Below are 21956 nucleotides of genomic sequence, written 5' to 3'. Positions count from 1 at the left end.
CTTCTTTTTTTATATCGGTATAAAAATAACGTCCTTTTTCTAACTGCCTACTTATTTCCTCTATTGACTCTAGAATTTTATCGATATTCTTGAATCATACGGAATAATTTGCTTATGGTTTATTATTCCTGTGTTTTCTAATCTTATATATTTATATTATCTTTTAATCTTAAAGCAGTGTATCCTTTATATTTACCTTTTTTCAGAATTATCAAAATATCAGTATCGCTATGGATAGCCGTAAGGTAGATCATGTACCCAATCGCCTCTAGCAAAAGAGCCGTACAAGATAATCATAGCGATTTTTCCTGTGCAATATCTAAAATCTGCTGCACTATAAAATTAAGCCTTGCTCTAATTTTAAGAGAACGTTCGGGTAAGGTAGTTTTCATTTAAATATCTATACTTTATATTTTTCTGCTTTTAGCTTTTTTATTTCTTCTATTGTAAGCTTAGTATATCGTGCTATTTTCTCTGTAGGTTCATTCTCTATTAGCATTTCTTGTGCAGTTTCAATTTTCTCTTTTTCTATGCCCTTCTCCATCCCGGCATTAAACTTTTCTTCAAACTTGTCTATTTCTTGTTATATAGCCATTTCAGCTCTAAAATAATCATCATGCTCTTGTTCTGTCCATTTATATTGCTCTAAACTTGCATATGCCGATAACACAATTTCATTTTTAATCTCTTTTGGCGGTTCTTGTTCTTGCGAAGCATATTTTAATAAATGCAACCATTCATCGGTATCATATTTAAGATCATTTTTTTAAACTTCCCTAGTTCAATAAATACATAAGTTAATGAAAACAAATATTATTTATGGGTATTGCTTTCTTTTATATGATGATAATATACGGCAATTCATCAGGCAAAGCTTTTGCTCCTATGATAGAAATTATTACTACCGGCAATAAATCCTTATGTTTCATACCCTTCTTAATTTGACTAACGTAGGTATAACAACCGTAAAGCTGCGTTCTATTAAGATAATCTTTCTCCATTTTACGCTGCATCTCAATTATATACCATCTATCGGTTTCATCTTTAACTTTTATATCGAACAAACTTCTTTGCCCTTCAAGAAATACAGGTAACTGTTCAGTAGTTATATAGCTTAAATCTATGATTCTATCTCCTTGTGATAACCTAAGAAGAGAGTTCAATAAATTTATTAATTTTACTTTATCGCTAAATAGTTTTTTAAATGCGACATCATTTGTACCGTCTAAATATCTTTGGATAAATAACTATATCTTTGAAGTTTTTATACATAGCAAATTAACTTCAGGCAGTAAATTACTTTTACAATTTATTATCGGTACTAGGCTTCTTGCATCACCTATCTTATAAAGAGGAACTTGAAGGAAACACGGAACACAGCACTGCAGCGTACATAAAAGTACGTGAGGATGCGAGTACCGGATTGACGTACAAATTACCTTTAGAAGGAGGTTATGCAAGAAGCCTATTAATTAATACCTATCATTATCATCATACACTCCCCAAATTACTTTCTTGGAAATCCAACCTGTGTAATCCTTACATGTAATTTGGCAGAATTGTTCTTTACATTTTTTTAAACTACAACGAACTTTTGGCATTAATTTTGCTATAACTCGGCTTTTATGGTCTGCGGATTTGGTAAGTTCTATTTCCTTATCAGAAGTAATAACTACTGATCTTTTACCTGATAAAACGCTTGAATGTATCCAACCGCCTTCGCCGTTAATGTCACGTACTTGTCGCCATTGCTTGTACTCTGCAGTTATTTCTACCGGTTCGCCTTTTTTAACAAAAACCCATTCTACGGCAGATTTAGTAGTTGGTCCGCTCCTTGCATTTACTTCATTAGATTTTATTGAAACAAATCTCGGAATAGGCAATTTTTTATTATCGGCATTAATTGTTGTTGATAATATTACAATAATTAAAGTAATAAGAATTTTAATCATTATCTTCCGCTTCAGATAAAGCATCCTCTTTTTTTGCTATTATATAATTACCAAGCCTAAATTGTACTTTTATTCTATTAATTTCCTGCTCACTAATACCTATATTTTTTAGGACTGTCCCACCTATTTGTAATCCAGTCTCATAACTTTCTGGAATAATAGTTGTGGCACCTAAATCATAAAACTCTCTAGCATTTTTTAAATTTTTTAACTTAACGACAACCGGTATATCCTGATAATTACCACTAATTGTTTTAAGCGATTTCTTGATAGTTACTTGATTATTCATAGTAAGTATTATAGTGAATGCTCTTTCCGTACCTAATGCCTTTAGAGTATCGGCTTGCGATACATCACCTTTAAAAACCGGCAAACCGTTTGATAGCTCTTCTTTTACTCTATCATCATCTAAATCAAGTATTACGTAACTTATACCTTCCGCTTCCAAAACTCTTGCTACCATTTTACCGGTATTACCGAGTCCGGCAATAATAATATGGTTTGTTAAATCTCTTGCCCCAAGCTCAATCATTTGAGTCGGAGTTTTACCAAGTCCTTTATCAACTTTCTCAGCAATCTTTTGCCCTAAAGCTGCGAGTAATGGAGTAAGTGCCATAGTAAAAGTAACTACGAGTAATAATATATCGGCAGTACTTTCTTCTAATACTCCACTATCTTTACCTAAACTGAATAATATAAAACCAAACTCTCCGCCTTGCGATAATAATAAGCCTGAATAAAAAGCAACTCCTTTATTAAAACCGAATAAAATACAAAAAGCCGTTATGATTAAGGTTTTTATACCTATTAAAGCAATAGATAAAGTAAGAATATGAGATATTTTTTCATACATTTCTAGGGCATCGATATTCATACCCACGGTCATGAAAAACAATCCTAAAAATAAACTTTTGAAAGGATAAATACTTTCCTCTGCCTGCAATCTAAATTCAGTTTCTGCAACTAATACTCCGGCAACAAATGCTCCTAGAGCTAAAGATAAACCAAATGTTTCGGTAGCCCAAGCAGCAGAAAGTACTATTAACAAAGTCATCGAAATAGGTAACTCGCTTGCATTATTACTTTCTGATGAAATGAATGAAAATACAGGACGAAGAAAAACACGACCGACAATAAATATTGTAAGTAAGGCCGTTACGGCTTTTAAGAGTGCAATACCAAGAGCCACTGCAAGCGAGGCTTTACTGTTACCGGCAAGTAACGGAACTATCACAAGCAATGGCACTACGGCCAAATCTTGTAGTAACAGAATAGCTAAAGAAACTCTTCCTATTTGCGTTGATTGACTACGATTTTCCTCAATAACCTGCATAACAAGGGCTGTAGATGAAAGGGCCAGACCACCGCCGGTAATAATAGCCGCACTACTATTGCCGTCTATAAGCACCATTGCACCGGCAATTACTATAGCGGTTGTTAAAACTTGCAAACTACCGAGACCAAATACATATCGTCTCATAGCTTTTAATCGCTCGAAGGATAACTCAAGTCCTATCGCAAATAATAGAAATACTACACCAAGTTCACCTAGTAACTTAGTTTGGTCATATGTTACGATTTTTAAACCGTGATCACCTATTGCAGCTCCGGCAATTAAGTAACCAAGTACTGGACTTAATCTAAGACGCTTAAGTATAGCCACGATAAAAACCGCAGTACCGAGTAAAATTATAACGTTAATAAGAATATGATCGTTCATCTTTTCCAAATTTCTTCTAACTTAAAATGCTCCCGTACTTCAGGATAAAAAATATTAATTAAAATAGTACCTGCATCTATTAGTACCCATTCTGATTTACTAAGCCCCTCAATATTACTATTTATACCAGCATTATTTTTTAATTCTAAAGCTACATATTCAGCAATTGCTCCAACATTTTTAGTCGAACGACCGCTAGCAAATATAATATAATCGGCTAATTTATGTTTTCCTGTTAAATCAATTACCTCAATATCTTCTGCTTTTTTCTCACTTAAACATTCTAAGATAAATAATTTTAATTCTTCAGTTTCTTTTTTCATAATAATTAATAGAATGACATAATATTATTATATGCATAAGAGTCGATTTTATCAATGAATGTTTAAAATTCTATAATAAAAATTCATATAAAGCTTTACTTTAAGCAAAAAAACTTTAATTAATACTTAAATTAATATTGATAAAATAATGACAATATCTGTAGAAGAGTTAGTAAAAATACTTAAAGAATCATTTCCGAACAGTACAATGAAAATTACTGATTTAGTAGGAGATCAAGACCATTATGCCTTAGAAATATCAGATGTTCAATTTAATGGACTTTCTTTAATTAATCAACATAAATTAGTAAAAAACGCCCTGTCTGAAATATTAAATAAAAAACTACATGCAATTACCATAAAAACTATCACAGTTCCCGAAAAATAATTACAAATATTAATATGATAATCCTTGTATAAATTCAACTTATTTTTATGCAAACAGCTGATTATATAGTAATCCGCTATTCGGTGTGTAATTAAGAATAAGGATTTTAAAATCCTTATTCTTAATTGATGCGGGTTTTTAGAAGTTTACTTTAAATCTTAGCGTACCGGACTGGGCATGGTATTTTTTAGCTAAGCTCAGACTGTAATGCACTCCGTACTCCATTCTACCCTTCTTAATTACTGCACCTGCCCCTAAATCATATAGCATTTTAGTAGGTTTAGGTGCCAGTACCGGTAGAGGCTCATTAAGACCGTTAAGATCTGCAACGATTACCGGTGTTTTACCTTTGAAATCGTAATTAATAAAGGCATGAATTTGCGGTCTAATTATGAATTCATCCTTATAGCAGGTTGTCTTAATTTCACTGCTGAGTATACCTTCAACCTTGTTATATTGACGTTTCTGAATAGCTAGGTTTTGGAAAGAAGTACCGTATTCCTGATAACCGGAATCTTTAATCTTAGTAAGCCTGATTCCTGCCATCGGTGCAAATAAAGTTTCTTTCCATAGATAATTATAACCCCCAACTACTTGACCGCTATAAGAAGTTGAATGATATTTACCGTGTGCTGTTTCATAACCGCCTATAATATTACGTAGTTCATTAGTTTTAATATCATCACTTCGTGCATAGGTGGTTACGCCTTCTATAAATAGGTTATTTATAAAGCTATATAAACCGTATATAGAGCCCATATTAGTTCCGACCTTAGTAGTATTGCCGGCTTTAGCATTTTACGTAACTTCGTATCGACTCTAGTATAAGCAGCACCCAGAACTATATTATCGTTTATAATGGTATCAATCCCGATTGAGCCACCGGTAGATTTAGCTTTATAAAGTCCGTTAAAGGCTTTTTGTACTGCCTTACCGTAATATAGGCTAGCCCACATACCCCGTAAATGGAATTATTAGCTTTACTTTCATCAAGTTCACAATCACCGCCTCCGACAGCTAAACCTCTCTTACGTGATGTGGCATCTTCTGCTGTAGGATTCGTAGCATTGTTATTTTCATCTTCAAGAACCTTAATTCTCTCCCTTACTTTTTGATTACCGATACTAGTATTATCTTGTGCAGCATTAAAGCCGTCATTCGCTTTAGCACGACTTATTCCGCTACCTGAGCTTCCACCGCTACTTATACCTGCAGAATTATCTCGGCTACTACCTATAGCAGACATATCGCTAACGGAACTACTTCCCATGCCGTTACTATTATTAGCAGGAGAAACACCTGTTGCTTTAGGATTACAGCTATTACCGTATGGACTACTTCCGCTGTTGGTTACACCGCCTTTAGTTGTACCTCCCAAACTAGAACTGCTCCCTTGTGCTGAAGAGTTACCGCTATTAGCAGGAGCAATACCGGTTGCAGCAGGACTATTATAACTTGAGCCACTGGCACCACTCTAACCACTAGAAGCCGTTGATGAACTGTATACATCCGAACCGAAAACTGAACTATTGTAGCTTGAGCCACCTGTTGACGGACTGTTATAACCCGTAGTACCTCCAAAGCTACCGCCTCCTCCAGTTGATAACTGGTTAGCGCCTACATTTGAGGTTGGAGTCGTTACGACCAAAGCATTCGGACCGTAAGGATTGCCTCCAACATTAGCAGGACCGTTAGGACCAAAACCACCGGTACCAACTGATGGGCTACCCGCCGCCTGTCCCAATATTACTTCCTGTACCAGGTCCGTTAGGACCAAATCCGCCTGTGCCTGTAACCATAGTAGTCGGAGTATTATATCCTGTCGGATTGCTAGGTGTTACGTCGTAGCCGCCCGGAGCGGTAGGCGGAACATATATATTGTTAACTACACTACCGCTAGTTGGTGGCGGCTGTAGAGGGCTAAAACCTCCAACACTCGGACCGACGGAAGGACCCCATTGGGTTAATAAGCGGAGTAGTTATTCTATGTATTTCATTTGAAGGTCTTTGAATTATTAGGTAATAGATGTTCAACAACTTCTCATCTTTGCCCTACAAGGGTATTTACTATAACATTACCAACAGGAGTATTTATTAAAACTTTGATGATATTCTCTATTGTTACATCTCCTGTTGGTTCTATCGTTAAAAGTACAAAGGAATTACCTGTAATTTGCCATCTGACAAAACCACCTTCATTAGCGGTTACATTAAACGGTAAGCTTACAGCATTACCAACTATGATATTACCTCCTGCCGTGATGATAGGATAAGCACTACCTTGCCCAATAGCAAACGGATTATTTTGTGCAGTTAAAAATACTTTAATTGAAGAAACATTTGATAAATCAAAGGTACTACCGCTTGCGAGTACTATATTACCGCTATTAGCGTTGCCTGTTTGCCCTGCATTTATAGTATCATAGAAGACATTTATAATAAGCTCACCGGTAGGAGTAGCAGAGCCTGTATAAGTAACTTTATTATTACCAAGATCGAAAGTTATATTACTTCCTGAGATATTGCCCCCGACATTTACGCTAGTATTATCACAGGTAAACATTATTGTTGCTTGATCGGCAACTTATAGTATTTTCTCCTAAATCCGATGCAATAATAAAAGCAGTTTTCTTCGGTGCAAAAGTAATAGTATTAGTGCCTGTTACCGCTTTTTGTAACCATACATCATCATCGAATTTATGACTACCGCCATTAATCGGTGCTTGTACAAGTGCAGCATTAGTGTATTCCGCTGAAGAGTTGCTGCTGCTCCCTTTGAAGTTCTCTGAAACGATTTTTGTTTTGTAATGAAATTTTGTTGTTGCTCTTGGCACTTTAACACCGCCGACCGTGGCGGCTGACGGAATGTCTAAACTTCTACTGTTATAACCGGTAAACACCGCTGATTTACCGGCATCAATAGTAATATATTTAGCATAGTATCCCCTTTTACCGTGCCTTTATTACTACTGAACTAGTTTAAGGTTTAAATTCTCACCGCCTAAATCATCGGTCAAACCATTATTAGCGTTAAATATTGCCGTACCTTGATTATTAGTCTTGGTTGTTATACTCGAGTAAAAATCTTCGCTATCGATTGTGATTTTACTGTCTACACCGTTGAACTGAACGGTTTTAAGGTGATTTGAGTCTGAACCTACCGAACCACTACCGCTAGCTCCAGTTGTTAAATCATTTGATATTGCAAGAGTATGGATTTACCTGTGGTCGTAATTGATTCATTTATTATACTTGTATTATTAAGGCTTAAAGTTGCAGACTGAGCAGTAGTAAATGAAATCGAGCCTGTTTTCACGGTACCTTGAATTGTAACATCATCCCCGTCTATTTGCACTATATCGACCATTCCTTTAGTACCTATACTACCGGAATAAGTAATAGCAGTAAATTCATCAAAAATTACCATGCTCTATCCTCAGGATTTAAAAAGCAAAAGGAGAAAAGCTTGATCCTTCAGAAATATCTAAACTATTCGTTGTTCCCTTAAATTTTATGTCGCCACCATTTATTAATATTACATATCATACATTAATACCTCCGGTACAATTTAATACATCACCGCTAATATTTATATCACCCATTTTTGAAGTACTGCTACCTATAGCTCCACTAACGCTGCTTGGAGCGGTAAACATTAAATCCACAGCTTTACCGCCTGTGATGTTAATACCACTGGTTAAATTAGTTGCTTGAGTAAACACTTATTACCCGTGCCGGTTCCTTGGATTTCAGCAATTGACATATTACCGCCGGCGTTAATCGTAACGGTGCTGTTGTCAACACCCGCTTTTAACATTGTAAGGTTCGTAATTTTATTCGTTGAGTTTCCGTTACCGTCAACTGTACCTATAGTACCGTTAGTACCTCCGGTACTTGTTATATTACCGGTAATAGCTGATGTTATATTATTTGCTATATCACTAGCAAATATTGCTACGGTACCGGCATTATTTTGGAAATTCATATTACCATCAATCTTTACAGCCCCAAGCTCGCTATTAATAGGACCGGAAGGAGTGGAGAAAAAAATTTGATCCAAACTTTGATCCTATAGCAACTTTTACAACGGATACGTCGATATTTGGGGTATTAAGAGCAGTTATTACCAGTGTTCCGTGCCCTGTAAGTTGTACTTTACTCACCGGATTTGCTTTTGTTCCGATAGCATACTTATTAGCCATACAATCTATTGTTAACTTGGTATTAGCATTTCTTGCATTTATCTCAACTACACCGGTATTTGGAACAACTGGCTCTATATTACCTGCTCCGTTAAGATTCAAAGCCACAATACCTGTTACAGGTCCAAGCGTACCTACTCCTAAAACATTAACAATACCGTTAATACCTCCGCTACTTTTTACTACCGCTAAATTACCGCCCGCAGCAAGGTTTATTGTACCGGCATTATTGCCTTGAACATTTATAATATATTAACCGGATTTGTAGCTCCTACATTACCGATAACCGTACTATTACCGACAAAATTTAATATATTCACACCTCCTCCTAATTTATTATCTATATTACCACCGGTAGCCCCACCAACATTCTTACCATCAGCGATTGTTACTTGTGCGGCCATACCGTTAAAATCTATATCAGAAATTACATCTTGCTGAAATCGTACTAACGAGTTCTGCGTAAATTGTACTAATCCTCCCGCGCCGGTATCCAATCCACACCATACGGCGTGTCTACTCCTATATTAATAGGCTGATACTGGTTCCCTATCTGAATAGTTTGGGCAAAGATGGTTCCTGTAATTGTAGCTGGAGTGTGATTTAGAGGAGCTTCTATCCCATCGGTTAAAAATTTGTTAAGCCTTATTGTCCCTCCTGTTCCATTACCGCTACCTGCATTAAGTGCAATTTCTCGGCTACCGGAAGCCACGTGTACTCTTAATTGACCATCTACATCATTTGCTGGAACTAGGTTGAAGCTAGCCACAAATTCTGCAGCATTTGGCGATTCATTACTTACGTCATAAGTAGCATTTTGGCCGCCGAACTTGATACTATTTCTATAAGTTGTATATCCATAACTTCATTAACGTAAAGACCTGCGGCTGGTGAAGTATCAGTAGCAAAATTAAGTAACTTATTATTTGCAATATTAAAAGTTTTTGCCTTAATCCAACTTGGATGTTTAAATTGAAAGTCAGTGTCAATCTGTAATGTAAGATCTGCCTGGCCTTGAACAGAAGTTACTATACTACCTGGACCTGAGATAAAGGCGATTCTATTATCACCATTAGGAGGAAAAAGTGATGATCCTGAAAAATCAAAGTACTAGCTAAATCGTTAAAATTAAAGCTGTTAAAATAGTAAGTATTCCCTGGTACTTCTCCTGGTCCTGGAGCAAAAGGAGGAACCACTGCAAGTGCTTGTGCATTTGTAACTGGCGTACCTGTTAAAGTGATGTTTATAGCGTTAGGGACATCTACAACACGCCCGACATTTTCTTTAGTAAGATCAACTAGGTATAACCAGTCCAAGATATGTTATTTGGCACAGTCATTGTTGCATTATTAAAGGTATCTAAATATATAGCAGGAATTGCTGGCACATCTGCAGTAAAATTATTTACTTCACCAAGGGTTACAAATGAACCTGATACATATGCTCCTCCGCCAAAAGCACTACCATCAACTACTTGAGCCACCCCCTCCTACTGTTACGATTCGGTTAGCAGTATCAAGGGCACTAACTAGTGCTAGCAAGCATCAATGCCGCAATTGATGTAAAAATGCTTTTTTTATTAAATGTTTTATCGTTGACTTGACATAACATCTCCTAAATTTGGGCTTAATTTTTCTAACTTATGATTTTGTTATATAAATAACATATTACTTTTAATTGAAAAACATTAATTAATACTAAAAATATCTATAGAAAAGTAACTTATGATTACTTTTTCTTGTTTAAAATACATTAAACTTTATGTACTTTTTATAGAAATTCGGTAAATCGTATATAAAACTTAAGAAATACAAGGGTAAAACCTATCTATTTTAGCTTCTTAGTGAAAACCGCAAAACTTTATTAATTTTTGTACCTCTTATGTCATTCCTGCGAAAGCAGGAATCCAGTAATCTTTAATGTCATCCCGCAACTTGATTGCGGGATCTCAGGACACAGTCTGTTATACAAGATCGGGGTCAAGTCACAGTATAACAGCAAAAAAGACTGGATTCCCGCTTCCACGGGTATGAACATAAGGGCCATACAACAAAGCCGCAGGACTAATACAATGACGCTTAGAACCTAACAAAACCACTTTTTCTAGGTAAAATCTATAAATTTTTACATAAACAAATTGATTTGCTACGAATAATAGAGTATATAGTATAGACATAATTAATTATCGGGGCGTAGCGCAGCCTGGTAGCGCATCTGGTTTGGGACCAGAGGGTCGGGAGTTCGAATCTCTCCGCCCCGACCATAAAAACATAAATTATAATGCCAAAAGACGACCTCATTCAGTTTACAGGTACAGTACTTGAACTTTTACCTAATGCTACTTTCAGAGTAAAGCTTGAGAATGATCATATAATTATTGCTCATACTTCCGGTAGGATGCGTAAAAATCGTATCAGAATATTACTAGGAGATAAAGTTATGGTAGAAATGACTCCTTATGATTTAACTAAGGGGCGAGTGATTCATCGTCACTAGTCTTTATAAGTATGAAGCAGAACAGAAAAAACCTACCCATTATATTAGCATCAAGCTCTTCTGCAAGAATTGAGTTACTAAACAGAATCAAAATTATCCCTTCACAAATTATTCCGGCAGATATAGACGAAACACCTAATTTGCGTGAATTACCCGCTCCCTTAGCCATAAGACTTGCGTACGAAAAAGCTATAAAAATTGCATCTCAAATAGAGGAATCAGCTATAATTATAGCTGCCGATACCGTAGCGGCAGTAGGTAGAAGAATATTGCCGAAAGCTACTACTTATGAAGAAGTCAAGAATTGTATTAAGATGTTATCCGGGCGTCGTCATCGTGTCTATACCGGTTTATGTATTATCAAAAAAGAGAATGATCAGCTTACAGTTAGACAAAAAATAGTTCAGACTATTGTTAAGTTCAAAAAATTAAGTGATGAAGAGATTAATTTTTATTGTTCTTTAGATGAGGGAATAGATAAAGCCGGCGGATGTAAAATTTCCGGTTATGCAGAAGCTTTTATCTCATTTATTTCCGGCTCATATTCAAATGTTATGGGATTACCTTTATTTGAAACAGTAAATGCTCTAACTTCTTTAGGTTTTAGATGTTCAAGTATCATGCCTGCAAAAATGAATTATTGTCATTCCGCGACTTGATCGCGGAATCTAGTTAAAAATACTAAAATTATTAATATAATAATTTGTTTTTCTAGACCCCGTGGTCAAGCCACGGGGTTGCATTAAATGTTTTTGGATTCCTGCGATCCACGCACATAAATTACCTAGCTACTTAATTCCCAGGCTCATCCAAATGACTTCTCTCATAATTTTCATGACGCTCTTGAGCTTCAATACATAATGCAGCAATAGGTCGTGCTTCTAATCTTTTTATACCTATTGGGTCGCCTGTTTCTTCACAGTAACCATATTCCCCATTTTTAATACGTGATAATGCTTCTTCTATTTTACTCATTAATTTACAATATCTATTTCTACTACGAAGCTCAAAAGCTCTTTCTGTTTCATGAGTAGCACAATCGTTAAGATCGGATTCTTTTAAATTTGCTTCCTTTAAATGATTTAAAGTCTCTTGAGATTCCTTTAATAAATCCTCTTTCCATCTTAAAAGTTTTTGTCTAAAATATTCTAGGTGATTAGGACACATATATTCTTCATCTTGAGAAGGTTTATATCCCATAGGTAATTTAGGTGTTTCTAGCATATTAATATCTCAATATTAACTTTAATATATTATGTTTATAAGGTTTTTAAAAGTGTTTCTAGCATATTAATATCTCAATATTAACTTTAATATATTATGTTTATAAGGTTTTTAAAAGTGTTTCTAGCATATTAATATCTCAATATTAACTTTAATATATTATGTTTATAAGGTTTTTAAAATAATATATAACTTAAAATTAATGCAAGAAGATTATGAATATTAATATATTTTATTTTTTAATTGGATATGCGGTAGTATATACAGCTTCTAAATGCTTTATACTTGTTTTAGTATAGTTTTGTGTAGTAGATAGACTTTTATGACCTAATAGTTCTTGAAGAGAGCGTAAATCTGCACCATGCTCAAGCAAATGTGAAGCAAAACTATGTCTAAATGAATGAGCAGTTAAATGCTGCGGTAAACCATAAAAATGCTTTAATTTAATTAATTCACGATTAAATACCGGTGGTTGCAATTTCTTACCCTGCTTTCCTCTAAATATGGGTTCATTATCACCTAACTTATACGGCAATATTTCTAAATATTGGGTAATTAAATTTTTAGCAATCGGTAACCACGGAATTATTCTTTCTTTACTACCTTTACCTATTATTCTTATAAATTCTAGATTTTGTAGATGAAGTTTCGTAATTGATAATGCTTCCGATATACGTAGACCTGAAGCATATATAAGAACAAGTAGGGCTTTATTTCTAAGTTCTACCCACTTAACATTCCCGTATTCTTCAATATGTTCAAGTGATATTACTACATCATCTTCCGATAAAGCTTTTGGTAACAATTTAGTCTTTTTAGGAGATTTTATAGAAAAAATTATATGACTATTTAATTGTGTTGTTTTCTCTAAAAACCTATAAAAATTTTTTACTGCAGATAAACCACGTGAAATTGAAGAAGCGGTAAAATTATCACAGTTACGTTTTGCAAGCCAACTTCGGATTAATCTGATATCTGCGGTTTTAATATGATTTATCGTTACAAGCTCTGAATTATAATAATTCATAAACTCAAGAAAATGCTTAAGGTCATTATTATAAGAAATTACTGTATGATTAGAGTAATTTCTTTGCAAAACGAGGTATTTTTGCCACTTATTTATTAATGCTTGAATTGATGTATCTAACATTTATAAAAACTTAACTATTTTTAATATTATTCTTAATGCTAACAATTATTGACTCATAATTTTATAAATGTGAGCATGAATTGAGGGTTTATGTTTACATATACGTAACCTATAAAACACAAAAAATTTTTTAGGATAATGAATAATGTGAAATAATACACAATTTTTAGATTTAATGAAATCCTATATGAATCCAGAATTTTATATGAGTTCTATGAAAAATATCCCTAGTGTAGATCTAGCATCTATCACAAATACAATGCAAAAAGCTATGAATATTCTTTTAATAACTAACCAAATTGCTACAGAAAGCATGCAATCTTTGCTTAAGAAAAATTCCGAAATTATACAAAATAATGTTAATACTATTTTGAATACTACTAAAGAAGCAGCAACTTCTAAAGATTTCAAACAAGCTAGTAAATGTCATCAAAAATGTTTAAAATCTATTTATATCTTTTAGCTACTGGATTCCTGCTTTCGCAGGAATGACATAGTGGCAATCTCCTCTCAGTTGCTCGCCTTTCTGTTTAACCAATTTTGTAAATAAGATTCTGCTAGCTCCTGATCTTCTATAATAATTACATTTTCAGCATTACGTTTATCAGCAGCAGCCGTGAAATTAAACGAACCGGTTATTACTTTCTTTTTATCAATAATTATAACTTTATTATGAGCGATTCCGGGTACTTTATCTATATCTACATCAATTTTTGCTCGTTGTAATTCATGTAATTTAGAAAATTTTTGCTTTAAATTACTACGATCAAGCAATATTCTAACCTTTACTCCTCGCGCTTGTGCATTAATAAGTGCAGTAGTAATTAACGCATCGCTCATACCGTATGCCTGCATATAAATAGATTCTTCAGCTTTATCTATCTGATTTGCTATAAACTTAGTACAACCGGCAGGCGGAGTAAAACATGTACTAACTTTACTTCTTGAAAGCTCTGAAATATTGTAATGCTTTATTTGCAGAGCAGATAAAGCTAATGATTTTTGACTTATTAGATTAGTAAAATAATCCGGATTCTGTCCATAAATACCTAAAGCAATTCCCAAAATAAAGGCAATAGATATTTCTATAAATTTATTATTTTTTCTCTTCATGACTTATTTATATTTTAGGCGTTGCATAGATCGGCTTTTCCGTCATTGCGAGGAAAATTACAAAGTAATTGACGAAGCAAAATCTCATGAGATTGCCATGCAGCCTATGGCTGCTCGCAATGACGATTTAGTATCCCCACAAACAACACCTACTTCCTTACGTAACTTCCTGGAGCTTCTTCAATAGCCTCTAGATTCTGATAATCTAAAGAATCTACTAGCTTATTATCATTATTTTTTATAAGCCAATAATTCCACCATGAGCCTTTATATTCCGTAGCTTTCATAAAGCCACTCATGACTACTTAAACTTAAGTCGTCATTAAACCGATAATTATATTTAGCACTAGCGGGATGGTTAACTACAACTGCTACATGCCCTGAATCCGTGAGACAAAAAATCTTATGTCCGTTTAATAATTTTACTCCATCATATATTGAACGCCATGGAGCTATATGATCTTCTTTTGCGGCTACGAAAAAAGAGTTACAATTAACTTTTCCAAGATCTATTTTTGTTCAGAGTACCTCTAAATTATTAGACTCTTTTAGCAAGTTATTGCAATATGTATTTTGTAAATATTCCTCATACATTTTTGCCAGCAAATTAGTAGAATCCGCATTCCAATATAGCAAATCAAAAGGCATCGGTTTTTTACCGAGTAAGTAATTATTGACAAAAAACGTCCAAATTAAATCATTAGCCCTAAGTGAGGATCAAAAAATATGAAACAACAACGCCAATTTTTCAAATTAAACGAGTATACCTTATATCTTTAAACTATTCCACATACTATTAACCTTGTCGATAACTTCCTGACTCATTTCTATTTTTTTACCCCATTTTCTATTTGTCTCAGGGTATATTTTATCGGTTGCATCTATTCCCATTTTACTACCAAGGCCTGACTCAGGAGATGCAAAATCCAAATAATCTATCGGGGAATTATCTATAAAGCTCGTATCACGCCTTGGGTCGCTTCTTGTTGCTATTGCCCAAATTACTTCTTGCCAATTACGAACATCAATATCGTCATCTACAACTATAATAAACTTACTATACATAAAGTGCCGTAAGTAAGACCAAATCCCAAGCATTATTCTTTTAGCATGACCGGGATAGGATTTTTTAATCGATACTAACGCAACTCTATATGAACAACCTTCAGGTGGAAGCCAAAAATCGACTATTTCCGGAAATTGTTGCTGTAATATAGGAATAAAAATTTCATTTAATGCTTCACCTAAGATTGATGGTTCATCAGGCGGTTCTCCTGTATAGGTGCTTAAATATACTGGATTTTTCTTCATCGTTATTGCGGTAACCGTAAATACAGGAAATGCCTCAACATCATTATAATATCCGGTGTGATCCCCAAAAGGACCTTCAGGCAAATACTCCTCTAAACTTACATAGCCTTCCAGAACTATTTCACTATGTGCAGGTACTTTGAGGTCAATAGTTTTGCATTGTACCAACTCTACTTTTTTATTACCGAGTAAACCAGCAAAATTATACTCCGAGATATTCTCAGGTATCGGCATAACTGCTGCCAAAGTTACCGCTGGATTTACCCCGATAACGATAGCAGTAGGAAAAGGTTCTTTTTTTGCTTCTTTCCAACGTTTATGATGCTCTGCTCCCCCCCGTAACTTTAACCAACGCATCAATAGCTTATTTTCTGAAATAACCTGCATTCTATATATGCCAAGGTTGTAATTATCGATTTTATCTTTTGTTGGACCTTTAGTAAATACTATACCCCAAGTAATTAAAGGCGAAATATCATCCGGCCAACATCTTTGGATCGGCAATATATTAATATTCGGTTTGTCAATGACGATTTCATGACAAGCTGCTTTTGATACGGTTTTAGGAGACATAGCAAATATACGCTTAGCAAGCGGTAACATTGACAATGTTTCTTTAAAAGATGCGGGTGGTTGCGGCTGTTTAAGGAATGCTAGTAAAACGCCAAGTTCTCTTAATTCTTTGGGTGACTTAAGTTTAAGCCCCATACAAATACGATTTATACTAGCATAAAGATTAGTTAGAACAGGTATGTCGGACTTAATGCCGTCGACTTTTATAACATTTTCAAAAAGTAATGCAGGTCCACCTTGTGCTAATACTCTTCTACTAATTTCAGTAATTTCTAAGTCAGTTTTAACCTCAAGAGTAATACGCTTTAACTCACCGTTTTTTTCTAAAAATTTTAAAAACTCCGGTAAATCTTTAAAGCTCATAGTTTTTTTTGTTTATAATGTGCGGCTTATTTTATCGTCATTGCGAGCAGCCATAGGCTGCGTGGCAATCTCATTAAATATCCTGAGATTGCTTCGTCAATTACTTTGTAATTTCCTCGCAATGACGATACGGTATGACCTGATGGATTTCGCTACTTACTAAAATTAGCTTTTACCTGCATATCATTCTGAATAATTGTGTAGTTAATTAGCTCGTCAATTACAGAATTTTTAATATTATATATTATATTTTTTTCTGAATTGACATGAATATTTTTAGCTGTTAATTCATCGATACTGCTAGATTTAATATGTGCAAAATATACTTCATCACCTACTTGAAATACAGGCGTATTACTTCCTATTTTAGTATTAAAAATTGATAATAATATTTCAGGAGTTAGTGTTAGATCATTTTCCATTTCGGATCTAATATAGCTTTTTTTGCTTATTTTTATTCCGATAGCTTTAAGCTCTTTTATGTTCTCTTGATCTGAATTATATTCCTTTGCTAAATCCTTGATAATTTTTAAGTTTACATCTGCAATATTCCGCTTTATCCAAGCTTTATTTACCTGCTCTTTAATAGCATCAAATTCAGGTATTTTTGCCGGCTGAATAGATTTTAATTCTACCAATATAAGATAGCTTTTATCCTCTGTTTCTATAGGATAAGATAATTCACCTTCCGAAAGCTCAAAAATACTATCGGCACTTTCAGCAATTATTTTATCTTCAATAAGCTCTGCATAACTGATATAGTTAACGTTTTGTATCGGTAGCTTATATTTTTCGGCAATTTCAACTAAGCTAGAACCGGCTGCCGTCTCATCTTCCAGCTTTTTAGCAAACTCCATATTAAGTATGTCGATTTTTTGAGTCTTTAATAAATCATGTAATTGTTTTTGTACCGCTTCAAAACTTTGATCACCGAATTCATCTTTATTTTCATTATAAAATTCTAACAACTCATCTTGAGTAACTGAGACTTTTAAATCCTTAATATTAGCTTTAATATAAGAAAAGCTGCGTTTCTCAGGTACCTCAAACGCGGTTTTATTATCTTGGTAAAAATCCTTTAATTGCTGACCGGTAGGAGTAGGGATTTGTAAATCTTTCGGTTTATTTTGTAAATCTATTTGTATTAATTCTACTTCTCTTTTTTCAGCCATATAATCTACTATATTGTCAGTCATAGCTTTAGGAACATAGAAACTTTCTATAAAAGTACCAACAAAAATATTTTTTAGAGCTTTTTCTTTGAAGTTTAATAAATATTTTTCTTCATCCATATAAGAATTTCTAAAATAAGTTTTAAAAATTTTTATATTGAAAACACCTTGCTCATTTTTAAAAACTGGTGATTCTTTAACTAAAATTTTAACTGTATCATCACTTAGATCTAAGTCATAATAACTCACTAAATAATCTAAGACATTATCGTAAACAAGCCTTTTTAGGATTCGGTTATCAATATTTAACTGTGCTATTTCTTCATCCGTTAAACTTGTTCCCGTTTGCTTACTTATAGCATTAATTTCTAAAGATTTTGCTCTCAAAAAATCTTCCTGGGAGATATTTTTCACATGAGAAAAAGTAACAATATCGCCGCTTCTTCTTCCATTTAATACATCTTTAATACCAAAGCCGACAAAAGCAAAAGCTATCATTGCGAATAAAACCCGCATTATAAAACTATCGGCAGTTTTTCTAATATTATCTAACATAATTTTTTATTTAAGTTTTTATCTTCATTGCAAGGAAATTACGAAGTAAGTGACGAAGCAATCTCAGGATATTTGACGAGATTGCCACGTTGCTTCGCTCCTCGCAATGACGCTTCTCAAAACTACATTATAAAGCAAAAAAAGCCTATATAGTCAAACTATATAGGCTTTTTTTATGATTATAGAACGGTTAATTAAAAATTAACACGAACTTTTACACTACCTTGCTGAGCGAAATACTTACTCCCGATATTGGTATCGTAGTTAATCCCGTATTCCATCATTTTATGCTTAGCAGTAACACCGACACCGACATCAAAACTTGTTTTGCTTTGCTTAAAGCTGTTGGTTGGAAGAGGAGCAGTCATGCCTTGTAATCTTGCATCAATCGCCGAAACTTTATTCTTGAATGCATAATCGACCATTGCGTAAAGCTCAGGTGTTAGCACTATTTCATTGACATTGATATTACTTGATACTTTAGCACCGAGTAAACCGTCGAAATTATTATAGTTCTTGCCTTTAACGGTAAGATTTTGGTAAGTAGTACCGGTTTCCTTATAGCCCTTATCTTTGATAGTCGAATATCTAAGCCCAGCTAGCGGTGTTAAGTTAATGTTCTCAGGCATCATATAGGTATAACCAGCCATTAACTGACCTGTATAGCTTTCGGATTTATACTTACCGTTTGCAGTTTGATAACCGACAGTCTCTAGTGTCGTTGCAATAACACGTCTTGATTTGCTTCTTATCTTATTATCTGAGTAAGATGCTATAGCTTCAACGAAGAGATTTTCATAAGGTACATTATATAAACCGTATACAGAATAGATGTTGCTCTCTACCTTATTCTTATCGCCCGTTTTATTATTTTTTAGCTTAATGTCAGTATCGGCTCTTGTATATGCAAGTCCGAGTGCTAGATCATCGCTAACGAAGCCGTCAAAACCTATAGTGCCACCAGTTGTATCAGACTTATAACCACTTATACTGTTACACATCTTCTGCGTTGCATTACTGACAAACGGGCTTATCCACGCACCAAACTTAGCATCCATATCTTCATCACCGGAAGAAACAGGACCTTTATTCCCTGCTTGTACTTTATCCATTCTAGCATTTAGAGCAGTTATATTACTTGATATATTACTCGCTACAACTTGATTATTAACGGCAGCTATAGTATCGCTAGGTTTTACAACATCTTGCATGAGATGAGTTGTAGCATCTGCTTCCTGTAGCGGTGTCATTAGACCAAAGTTATTGAAAGCTTGACGTGCATCTGAACCATTGGGAGCATCCTCCATTAACTCAAGCGATTTCTTTATATTTGCAGCATTTGGGATATTTGCAAGCGGTCCACCCGGTGCAAAATCTTCATCTATAACATCTGCAGCTATATCCTCTGCAAATAACGTTAAAGTCGATGCATCAAAAGTAAAGTCAACAAAACGGTTGTCATTATTAATAGTTATTTTAACATTCTCTTTAGGAGTAGGCTTTAAACCACCTGCTGTTTCTGCAGATATTACCGTATATTTTGTATCTGGGCTTATATTATTCATGTCGAAATTAGTAGCAGTAACAACAAGTGCTAAAGTTGAAACCCCTGATAAATCAAGAGTACTACCTGATTTAATTAAGATATTACCACCTGACTTAGCTGCTCCGTCAAAAGTAGTATTTAAGGTTAGCGTATCGGTAAAGCTACCGGTGCCAGTATATGTTACTTGATTTGCACCTAAAGTAAGTGTAGTACCGCTACCTGTTATATTACTATTAAAGGCTAGGCTATTGCCGAAATTAATAGTAGCACTGTTAGCTACAAAGCTGGTAGCCGTTACATTTTTAGCAAAACTAGTGATAGAACCTTTGGCTAAAGTAACCGCACCTGTATTAGTGAATGTATTGGCAAAACTTGTAGTACCGCCAAGTGTCGCCGTACCTTTTGCGTTAACACTGCTTGCAAAACTTGTAGCACCTGCCGTTGTGATATCACCAACCGAATTAGCCGCAGTCCCTACAACACCGCTAACACTACCACTATTCATGAAGTTTAGCTTCAGAGCCTGACCACCGGTTTTATTTATGCTGCCTGTTAAGTTAAAGTGTGCAGGTAATGTTAAAGTATTTGTGCCTGTACCTTGGATTTCGCCGATTTTAACGTTACCGCCTTTGGCAATAGTTACATTTCCTGCACCTACTTTTAACATAGCAATCCCGTTTACTCTATTAAGATTACTTGCACCTAAAACTATTAACGTACCGTTATTAGTACCGCCGGTATTTTGGACTGTTCCCGCAACATTTACATTGTTATTTAATGTTACCGTACCGTTTTTTGCATTAAAATCTAAGAAACCGCCAATATTACCGGTTTGAGTTAATTGAACAGCATCATTAAATAAAACTACACTTGCCGTAGTAGCTCCAAGTTCTAATTGACCTGTAATATCAAGCACTATATTTGTTGTATTAAAAGTGGTACCTGCCGCGCCACAATTTCCCGCTCCTTTGAAAACTATAGTTTGTAACTTATGAGCTCCACCAAACATCTTGCCTCCGGCTATCGTTAATTTTTTTCCTGCAGTTACAGAATTTAATATTACTATACCCTCATCGTCATTATCAGGGTCTATATTCGCACCTAGTGTGATCGTACGGTCGTTTCCTGAACTATTTTGTAATATTAATTGAGCATCCGCATGTGCAAATTGAATATTTCCCGCCGGTATATTTAAATTACCATTATTTGCATCAATCGTATAAGTAGCATCTTTTATTTGTATAGTACCAGCATTAAATGCTGTACTACTAGTAAAATCTGCATTATCGTTAATAAGCACGTTCTGTATACCTTCTAAATTTACATCGTCAGTTATTGTAACAGCATTATAAATACTTAAAGTGTTAAATTTATTACCGCCTCCATCACCGATATTTCTAGCAGTACCTGCTACATTACTCCCAATATTCAGGCCATTAACCCCACCATTAAAGACTACCGTACCTTCATCAGCACCGGGAGCTACTAAATCAGCTGCTAATAATATATTATTTACTCCGACTCCGGTTAAGTTAGAAAGTACTAAAGCAGAATCTAGAGCTCTAAAATTAATATCTTGAGCATTTAATATAGTAACATCACCAGCACTTGCATCAATTTCCAAAAGATTACCGGCTCCAATATTGATTTCTGCAACTGTTCCTATAGTTGAATGATATGCCGTTAACTTTGTATTAACATTTAATATAGCATTATTGCCGTTTGCTATAGCTCCTTTAAAATAATAAGGGATTGCGTTACCACCACCAAGAGGTCCGTTAAAATCTAAAGTACTCCCGGCTCCAAAATCTATATTATTCGCAGCTAGGCTTCCTCCAGCTTGTAATGTTATTCCTGCTCCTACATTC

General features: G+C 34.6%; 29 protein-coding genes, 1 tRNA gene and 4 pseudogenes. 8 read left to right on the top strand and 26 right to left on the bottom strand.

Annotated elements, in window-relative coordinates:
- Positions 1 to 400: 400 nt before the first annotated feature.
- From WSW_RS1000000112975 to WSW_RS1000000112965, 3 genes are all read right to left on the bottom strand, one after another.
- Positions 401 to 544, bottom strand: a complete 144-nt coding sequence (locus WSW_RS1000000112975) for a hypothetical protein (RefSeq protein ID WP_016917098.1) — start codon at positions 542 to 544, stop codon at positions 401 to 403.
- Positions 545 to 583: 39 nt separating this feature from the next.
- The gene (locus WSW_RS1000000112970; protein WP_012151358.1) at positions 584 to 733 is read right to left on the bottom strand and encodes a hypothetical protein; all 150 of its coding nucleotides are present in this window, start codon (positions 731 to 733) and stop codon (positions 584 to 586) included.
- Between the two features lie 103 nt (positions 734 to 836).
- Entirely contained in the window at positions 837 to 1163 is a 327-nt protein-coding gene (locus WSW_RS1000000112965) for an Rpn family recombination-promoting nuclease/putative transposase (protein WP_238528488.1), read from the bottom strand.
- Positions 1164 to 1330: 167 nt separating this feature from the next.
- Between WSW_RS1000000112965 and WSW_RS1000000113900 the strand changes: the two are divergent.
- Positions 1331 to 1480: pseudogene (locus WSW_RS1000000113900) on the top strand (palindromic element RPE1 domain-containing protein); the annotation flags it as partial.
- On the opposite strand, the gene WSW_RS0103510 reads toward WSW_RS1000000113900, so the two are convergent.
- The 3 genes from WSW_RS0103510 to rsfS are packed head-to-tail and all read right to left on the bottom strand — an operon-like array spanning position 1473 to position 3995.
- Positions 1473 to 1952 carry an SH3 domain-containing protein gene (locus tag WSW_RS0103510; protein WP_004997294.1) on the bottom strand — a complete coding sequence of 160 codons (480 nt, stop codon included), beginning with the start codon at positions 1950 to 1952 and terminating at the stop codon, positions 1473 to 1475. The pseudogene WSW_RS1000000113900 and the gene WSW_RS0103510 overlap by 8 nt on opposite strands.
- Positions 1945 to 3672 carry a monovalent cation:proton antiporter-2 (CPA2) family protein gene (locus WSW_RS0103505; protein WP_016917097.1) on the bottom strand — a complete coding sequence of 576 codons (1728 nt, stop codon included), beginning with the start codon at positions 3670 to 3672 and terminating at the stop codon, positions 1945 to 1947. The genes WSW_RS0103510 and WSW_RS0103505 overlap by 8 nt, the downstream gene beginning before the upstream one ends.
- The gene (rsfS, locus tag WSW_RS0103500) at positions 3669 to 3995 is read right to left on the bottom strand and encodes a ribosome silencing factor (RefSeq protein WP_016917096.1); all 327 of its coding nucleotides are present in this window, start codon (positions 3993 to 3995) and stop codon (positions 3669 to 3671) included. Before rsfS ends, WSW_RS0103505 begins: the two co-directional genes overlap by 4 nt.
- A 148-nt stretch (positions 3996 to 4143) precedes the next feature.
- Here rsfS and WSW_RS0103495 point away from each other — a divergent pair, with 148 nt between their 5' ends.
- Positions 4144 to 4383, top strand: coding sequence for a BolA/IbaG family iron-sulfur metabolism protein (locus tag WSW_RS0103495; RefSeq protein WP_016917095.1), 240 nt, complete (start codon positions 4144 to 4146; stop codon positions 4381 to 4383).
- 138 nt (positions 4384 to 4521) lie between these two features.
- Here the strand turns inward: WSW_RS0103495 and WSW_RS0103490 are convergent.
- The 4 genes and pseudogenes from WSW_RS0103490 to WSW_RS1000000113895 form a co-directional block, all read right to left on the bottom strand.
- Positions 4522 to 5163 (bottom strand): annotated as a pseudogene (locus WSW_RS0103490) (autotransporter outer membrane beta-barrel domain-containing protein); the annotation flags it as partial.
- Positions 5109 to 5339 (bottom strand): autotransporter outer membrane beta-barrel domain-containing protein, encoded by a 231-nt coding sequence (locus WSW_RS1000000113585; protein WP_274378111.1) that lies wholly within the window; start codon positions 5337 to 5339, stop codon positions 5109 to 5111. The gene WSW_RS1000000113585 and the pseudogene WSW_RS0103490, both read right to left, overlap by 55 nt.
- Positions 5237 to 5761: a hypothetical protein gene (locus WSW_RS0103485; protein WP_238528487.1), complete on the bottom strand. Its 525-nt coding sequence runs from the start codon at positions 5759 to 5761 to the stop codon at positions 5237 to 5239. Before WSW_RS0103485 ends, WSW_RS1000000113585 begins: the two co-directional genes overlap by 103 nt.
- 96 nt (positions 5762 to 5857) lie before the next feature.
- Positions 5858 to 6031, bottom strand: coding sequence for a hypothetical protein (locus tag WSW_RS1000000113895; RefSeq protein WP_338000717.1), 174 nt, complete (start codon positions 6029 to 6031; stop codon positions 5858 to 5860).
- A gap of 19 nt (positions 6032 to 6050) precedes the next feature.
- Between WSW_RS1000000113895 and WSW_RS1000000113890 the strand changes: the two are divergent.
- A pseudogene (locus WSW_RS1000000113890) lies at positions 6051 to 6231 on the top strand (hypothetical protein).
- Positions 6232 to 6424: 193 nt separating this feature from the next.
- Here WSW_RS1000000113890 and WSW_RS0103470 read toward each other — a convergent pair.
- From WSW_RS0103470 to WSW_RS0103450, 5 genes are all read right to left on the bottom strand, one after another.
- Positions 6425 to 6946, bottom strand: coding sequence for a hypothetical protein (locus tag WSW_RS0103470; protein WP_016917090.1), 522 nt, complete (start codon positions 6944 to 6946; stop codon positions 6425 to 6427).
- Positions 6933 to 7283 carry a hypothetical protein gene (locus WSW_RS0103465; protein ID WP_016917089.1) on the bottom strand — a complete coding sequence of 117 codons (351 nt, stop codon included), beginning with the start codon at positions 7281 to 7283 and terminating at the stop codon, positions 6933 to 6935. The genes WSW_RS0103470 and WSW_RS0103465 overlap by 14 nt, the downstream gene beginning before the upstream one ends.
- A gap of 287 nt (positions 7284 to 7570) precedes the next feature.
- Positions 7571 to 7810, bottom strand: coding sequence for a hypothetical protein (locus WSW_RS1000000112960; RefSeq protein ID WP_238528486.1), 240 nt, complete (start codon positions 7808 to 7810; stop codon positions 7571 to 7573).
- Between the two features lie 115 nt (positions 7811 to 7925).
- Complete coding sequence (locus tag WSW_RS1000000112955; protein WP_238528484.1) at positions 7926 to 8105, bottom strand: hypothetical protein; 180 nt, start codon at positions 8103 to 8105, stop codon at positions 7926 to 7928.
- Positions 8081 to 8443: a hypothetical protein gene (locus tag WSW_RS0103450; protein WP_016917087.1), complete on the bottom strand. Its 363-nt coding sequence runs from the start codon at positions 8441 to 8443 to the stop codon at positions 8081 to 8083. The genes WSW_RS1000000112955 and WSW_RS0103450 overlap by 25 nt, the downstream gene beginning before the upstream one ends.
- Positions 8444 to 8601: 158 nt before the next feature.
- Here WSW_RS0103450 and WSW_RS1000000111570 point away from each other — a divergent pair, with 158 nt between their 5' ends.
- Entirely contained in the window at positions 8602 to 8823 is a 222-nt protein-coding gene (locus WSW_RS1000000111570) for a hypothetical protein (RefSeq protein ID WP_016917086.1), read from the top strand.
- A gap of 4 nt (positions 8824 to 8827) precedes the next feature.
- Here the strand turns inward: WSW_RS1000000111570 and WSW_RS0103440 are convergent, their stop codons facing one another.
- The 4 genes from WSW_RS0103440 to WSW_RS1000000109305 all read right to left on the bottom strand — a co-directional run bounded on the left by WSW_RS0103440 (position 8828) and on the right by WSW_RS1000000109305 (position 10068).
- Positions 8828 to 9082 carry a hypothetical protein gene (locus tag WSW_RS0103440; RefSeq protein ID WP_016917085.1) on the bottom strand — a complete coding sequence of 85 codons (255 nt, stop codon included), beginning with the start codon at positions 9080 to 9082 and terminating at the stop codon, positions 8828 to 8830.
- Positions 9058 to 9354, bottom strand: coding sequence for a hypothetical protein (locus WSW_RS0103435; RefSeq protein ID WP_016917084.1), 297 nt, complete (start codon positions 9352 to 9354; stop codon positions 9058 to 9060). Before WSW_RS0103435 ends, WSW_RS0103440 begins: the two co-directional genes overlap by 25 nt.
- 259 nt (positions 9355 to 9613) lie before the next feature.
- Entirely contained in the window at positions 9614 to 9901 is a 288-nt protein-coding gene (locus tag WSW_RS1000000112950) for a hypothetical protein (protein WP_016917083.1), read from the bottom strand.
- On the bottom strand, positions 9883 to 10068 hold the full coding sequence (locus WSW_RS1000000109305; protein WP_016917082.1) for a hypothetical protein: 186 nt from the start codon (positions 10066 to 10068) through the stop codon (positions 9883 to 9885). The genes WSW_RS1000000112950 and WSW_RS1000000109305 overlap by 19 nt, the downstream gene beginning before the upstream one ends.
- Positions 10069 to 10771: 703 nt before the next feature.
- On the opposite strand from WSW_RS1000000109305, the gene WSW_RS0103420 reads away from it, so the two are divergent.
- From WSW_RS0103420 to WSW_RS0103410, 3 genes are all read left to right on the top strand, one after another.
- Positions 10772 to 10848, top strand: a tRNA-Pro gene (locus tag WSW_RS0103420).
- A gap of 17 nt (positions 10849 to 10865) precedes the next feature.
- Positions 10866 to 11081, top strand: a complete 216-nt coding sequence (infA, locus tag WSW_RS0103415) for a translation initiation factor IF-1 (RefSeq protein WP_016917081.1) — start codon at positions 10866 to 10868, stop codon at positions 11079 to 11081.
- An 11-nt stretch (positions 11082 to 11092) separates the two neighbouring features.
- Positions 11093 to 11740, top strand: a complete 648-nt coding sequence (locus WSW_RS0103410) for a Maf family protein (protein WP_016917080.1) — start codon at positions 11093 to 11095, stop codon at positions 11738 to 11740.
- Positions 11741 to 11873: 133 nt separating this feature from the next.
- Here WSW_RS0103410 and dksA read toward each other — a convergent pair whose 3' ends face one another.
- Positions 11874 to 12305, bottom strand: a complete 432-nt coding sequence (dksA, locus tag WSW_RS0103405) for an RNA polymerase-binding protein DksA (protein WP_004997250.1) — start codon at positions 12303 to 12305, stop codon at positions 11874 to 11876.
- A 232-nt stretch (positions 12306 to 12537) separates the two neighbouring features.
- Positions 12538 to 13455, bottom strand: coding sequence for a tyrosine recombinase XerC (locus WSW_RS0103400; protein WP_016917079.1), 918 nt, complete (start codon positions 13453 to 13455; stop codon positions 12538 to 12540).
- Between the two features lie 187 nt (positions 13456 to 13642).
- Between WSW_RS0103400 and WSW_RS0103395 the strand changes: the two genes are divergently transcribed.
- The gene (locus tag WSW_RS0103395; protein ID WP_016917078.1) at positions 13643 to 13918 is read left to right on the top strand and encodes a phasin family protein; all 276 of its coding nucleotides are present in this window, start codon (positions 13643 to 13645) and stop codon (positions 13916 to 13918) included.
- A 47-nt stretch (positions 13919 to 13965) separates the two neighbouring features.
- Here WSW_RS0103395 and pld read toward each other — a convergent pair whose 3' ends face one another.
- From pld to ompA, 5 genes and pseudogenes are all read right to left on the bottom strand, one after another.
- Positions 13966 to 14568, bottom strand: a complete 603-nt coding sequence (gene pld, locus WSW_RS0103390) for a phospholipase D (protein WP_016917077.1) — start codon at positions 14566 to 14568, stop codon at positions 13966 to 13968.
- 149 nt (positions 14569 to 14717) lie between these two features.
- A complete protein-coding gene (locus tag WSW_RS1000000111995; protein WP_029374967.1) occupies positions 14718 to 14855 on the bottom strand; it encodes a hypothetical protein in 138 nt (45 codons plus the stop codon).
- Positions 14856 to 15336: 481 nt separating this feature from the next.
- Positions 15337 to 16815: a UbiD family decarboxylase gene (locus tag WSW_RS0103380; protein ID WP_016917075.1), complete on the bottom strand. Its 1479-nt coding sequence runs from the start codon at positions 16813 to 16815 to the stop codon at positions 15337 to 15339.
- Positions 16816 to 16967: 152 nt separating this feature from the next.
- A complete protein-coding gene (locus WSW_RS0103375) occupies positions 16968 to 18542 on the bottom strand; it encodes a SurA N-terminal domain-containing protein (protein WP_016917074.1) in 1575 nt (524 codons plus the stop codon).
- Positions 18543 to 18736: 194 nt separating this feature from the next.
- Positions 18737 to 21956, bottom strand: a pseudogene (ompA, locus tag WSW_RS0103370) (autotransporter outer membrane protein OmpA); the annotation flags it as partial.

Source organism: Rickettsia honei RB (assembly GCF_000263055.1).
Classification (GTDB): domain Bacteria; phylum Pseudomonadota; class Alphaproteobacteria; order Rickettsiales; family Rickettsiaceae; genus Rickettsia; species Rickettsia rickettsii.
Note: the sequence above shows the minus strand (reverse complement) of the source record. Positions and strands in the feature narration are given on the sequence as shown.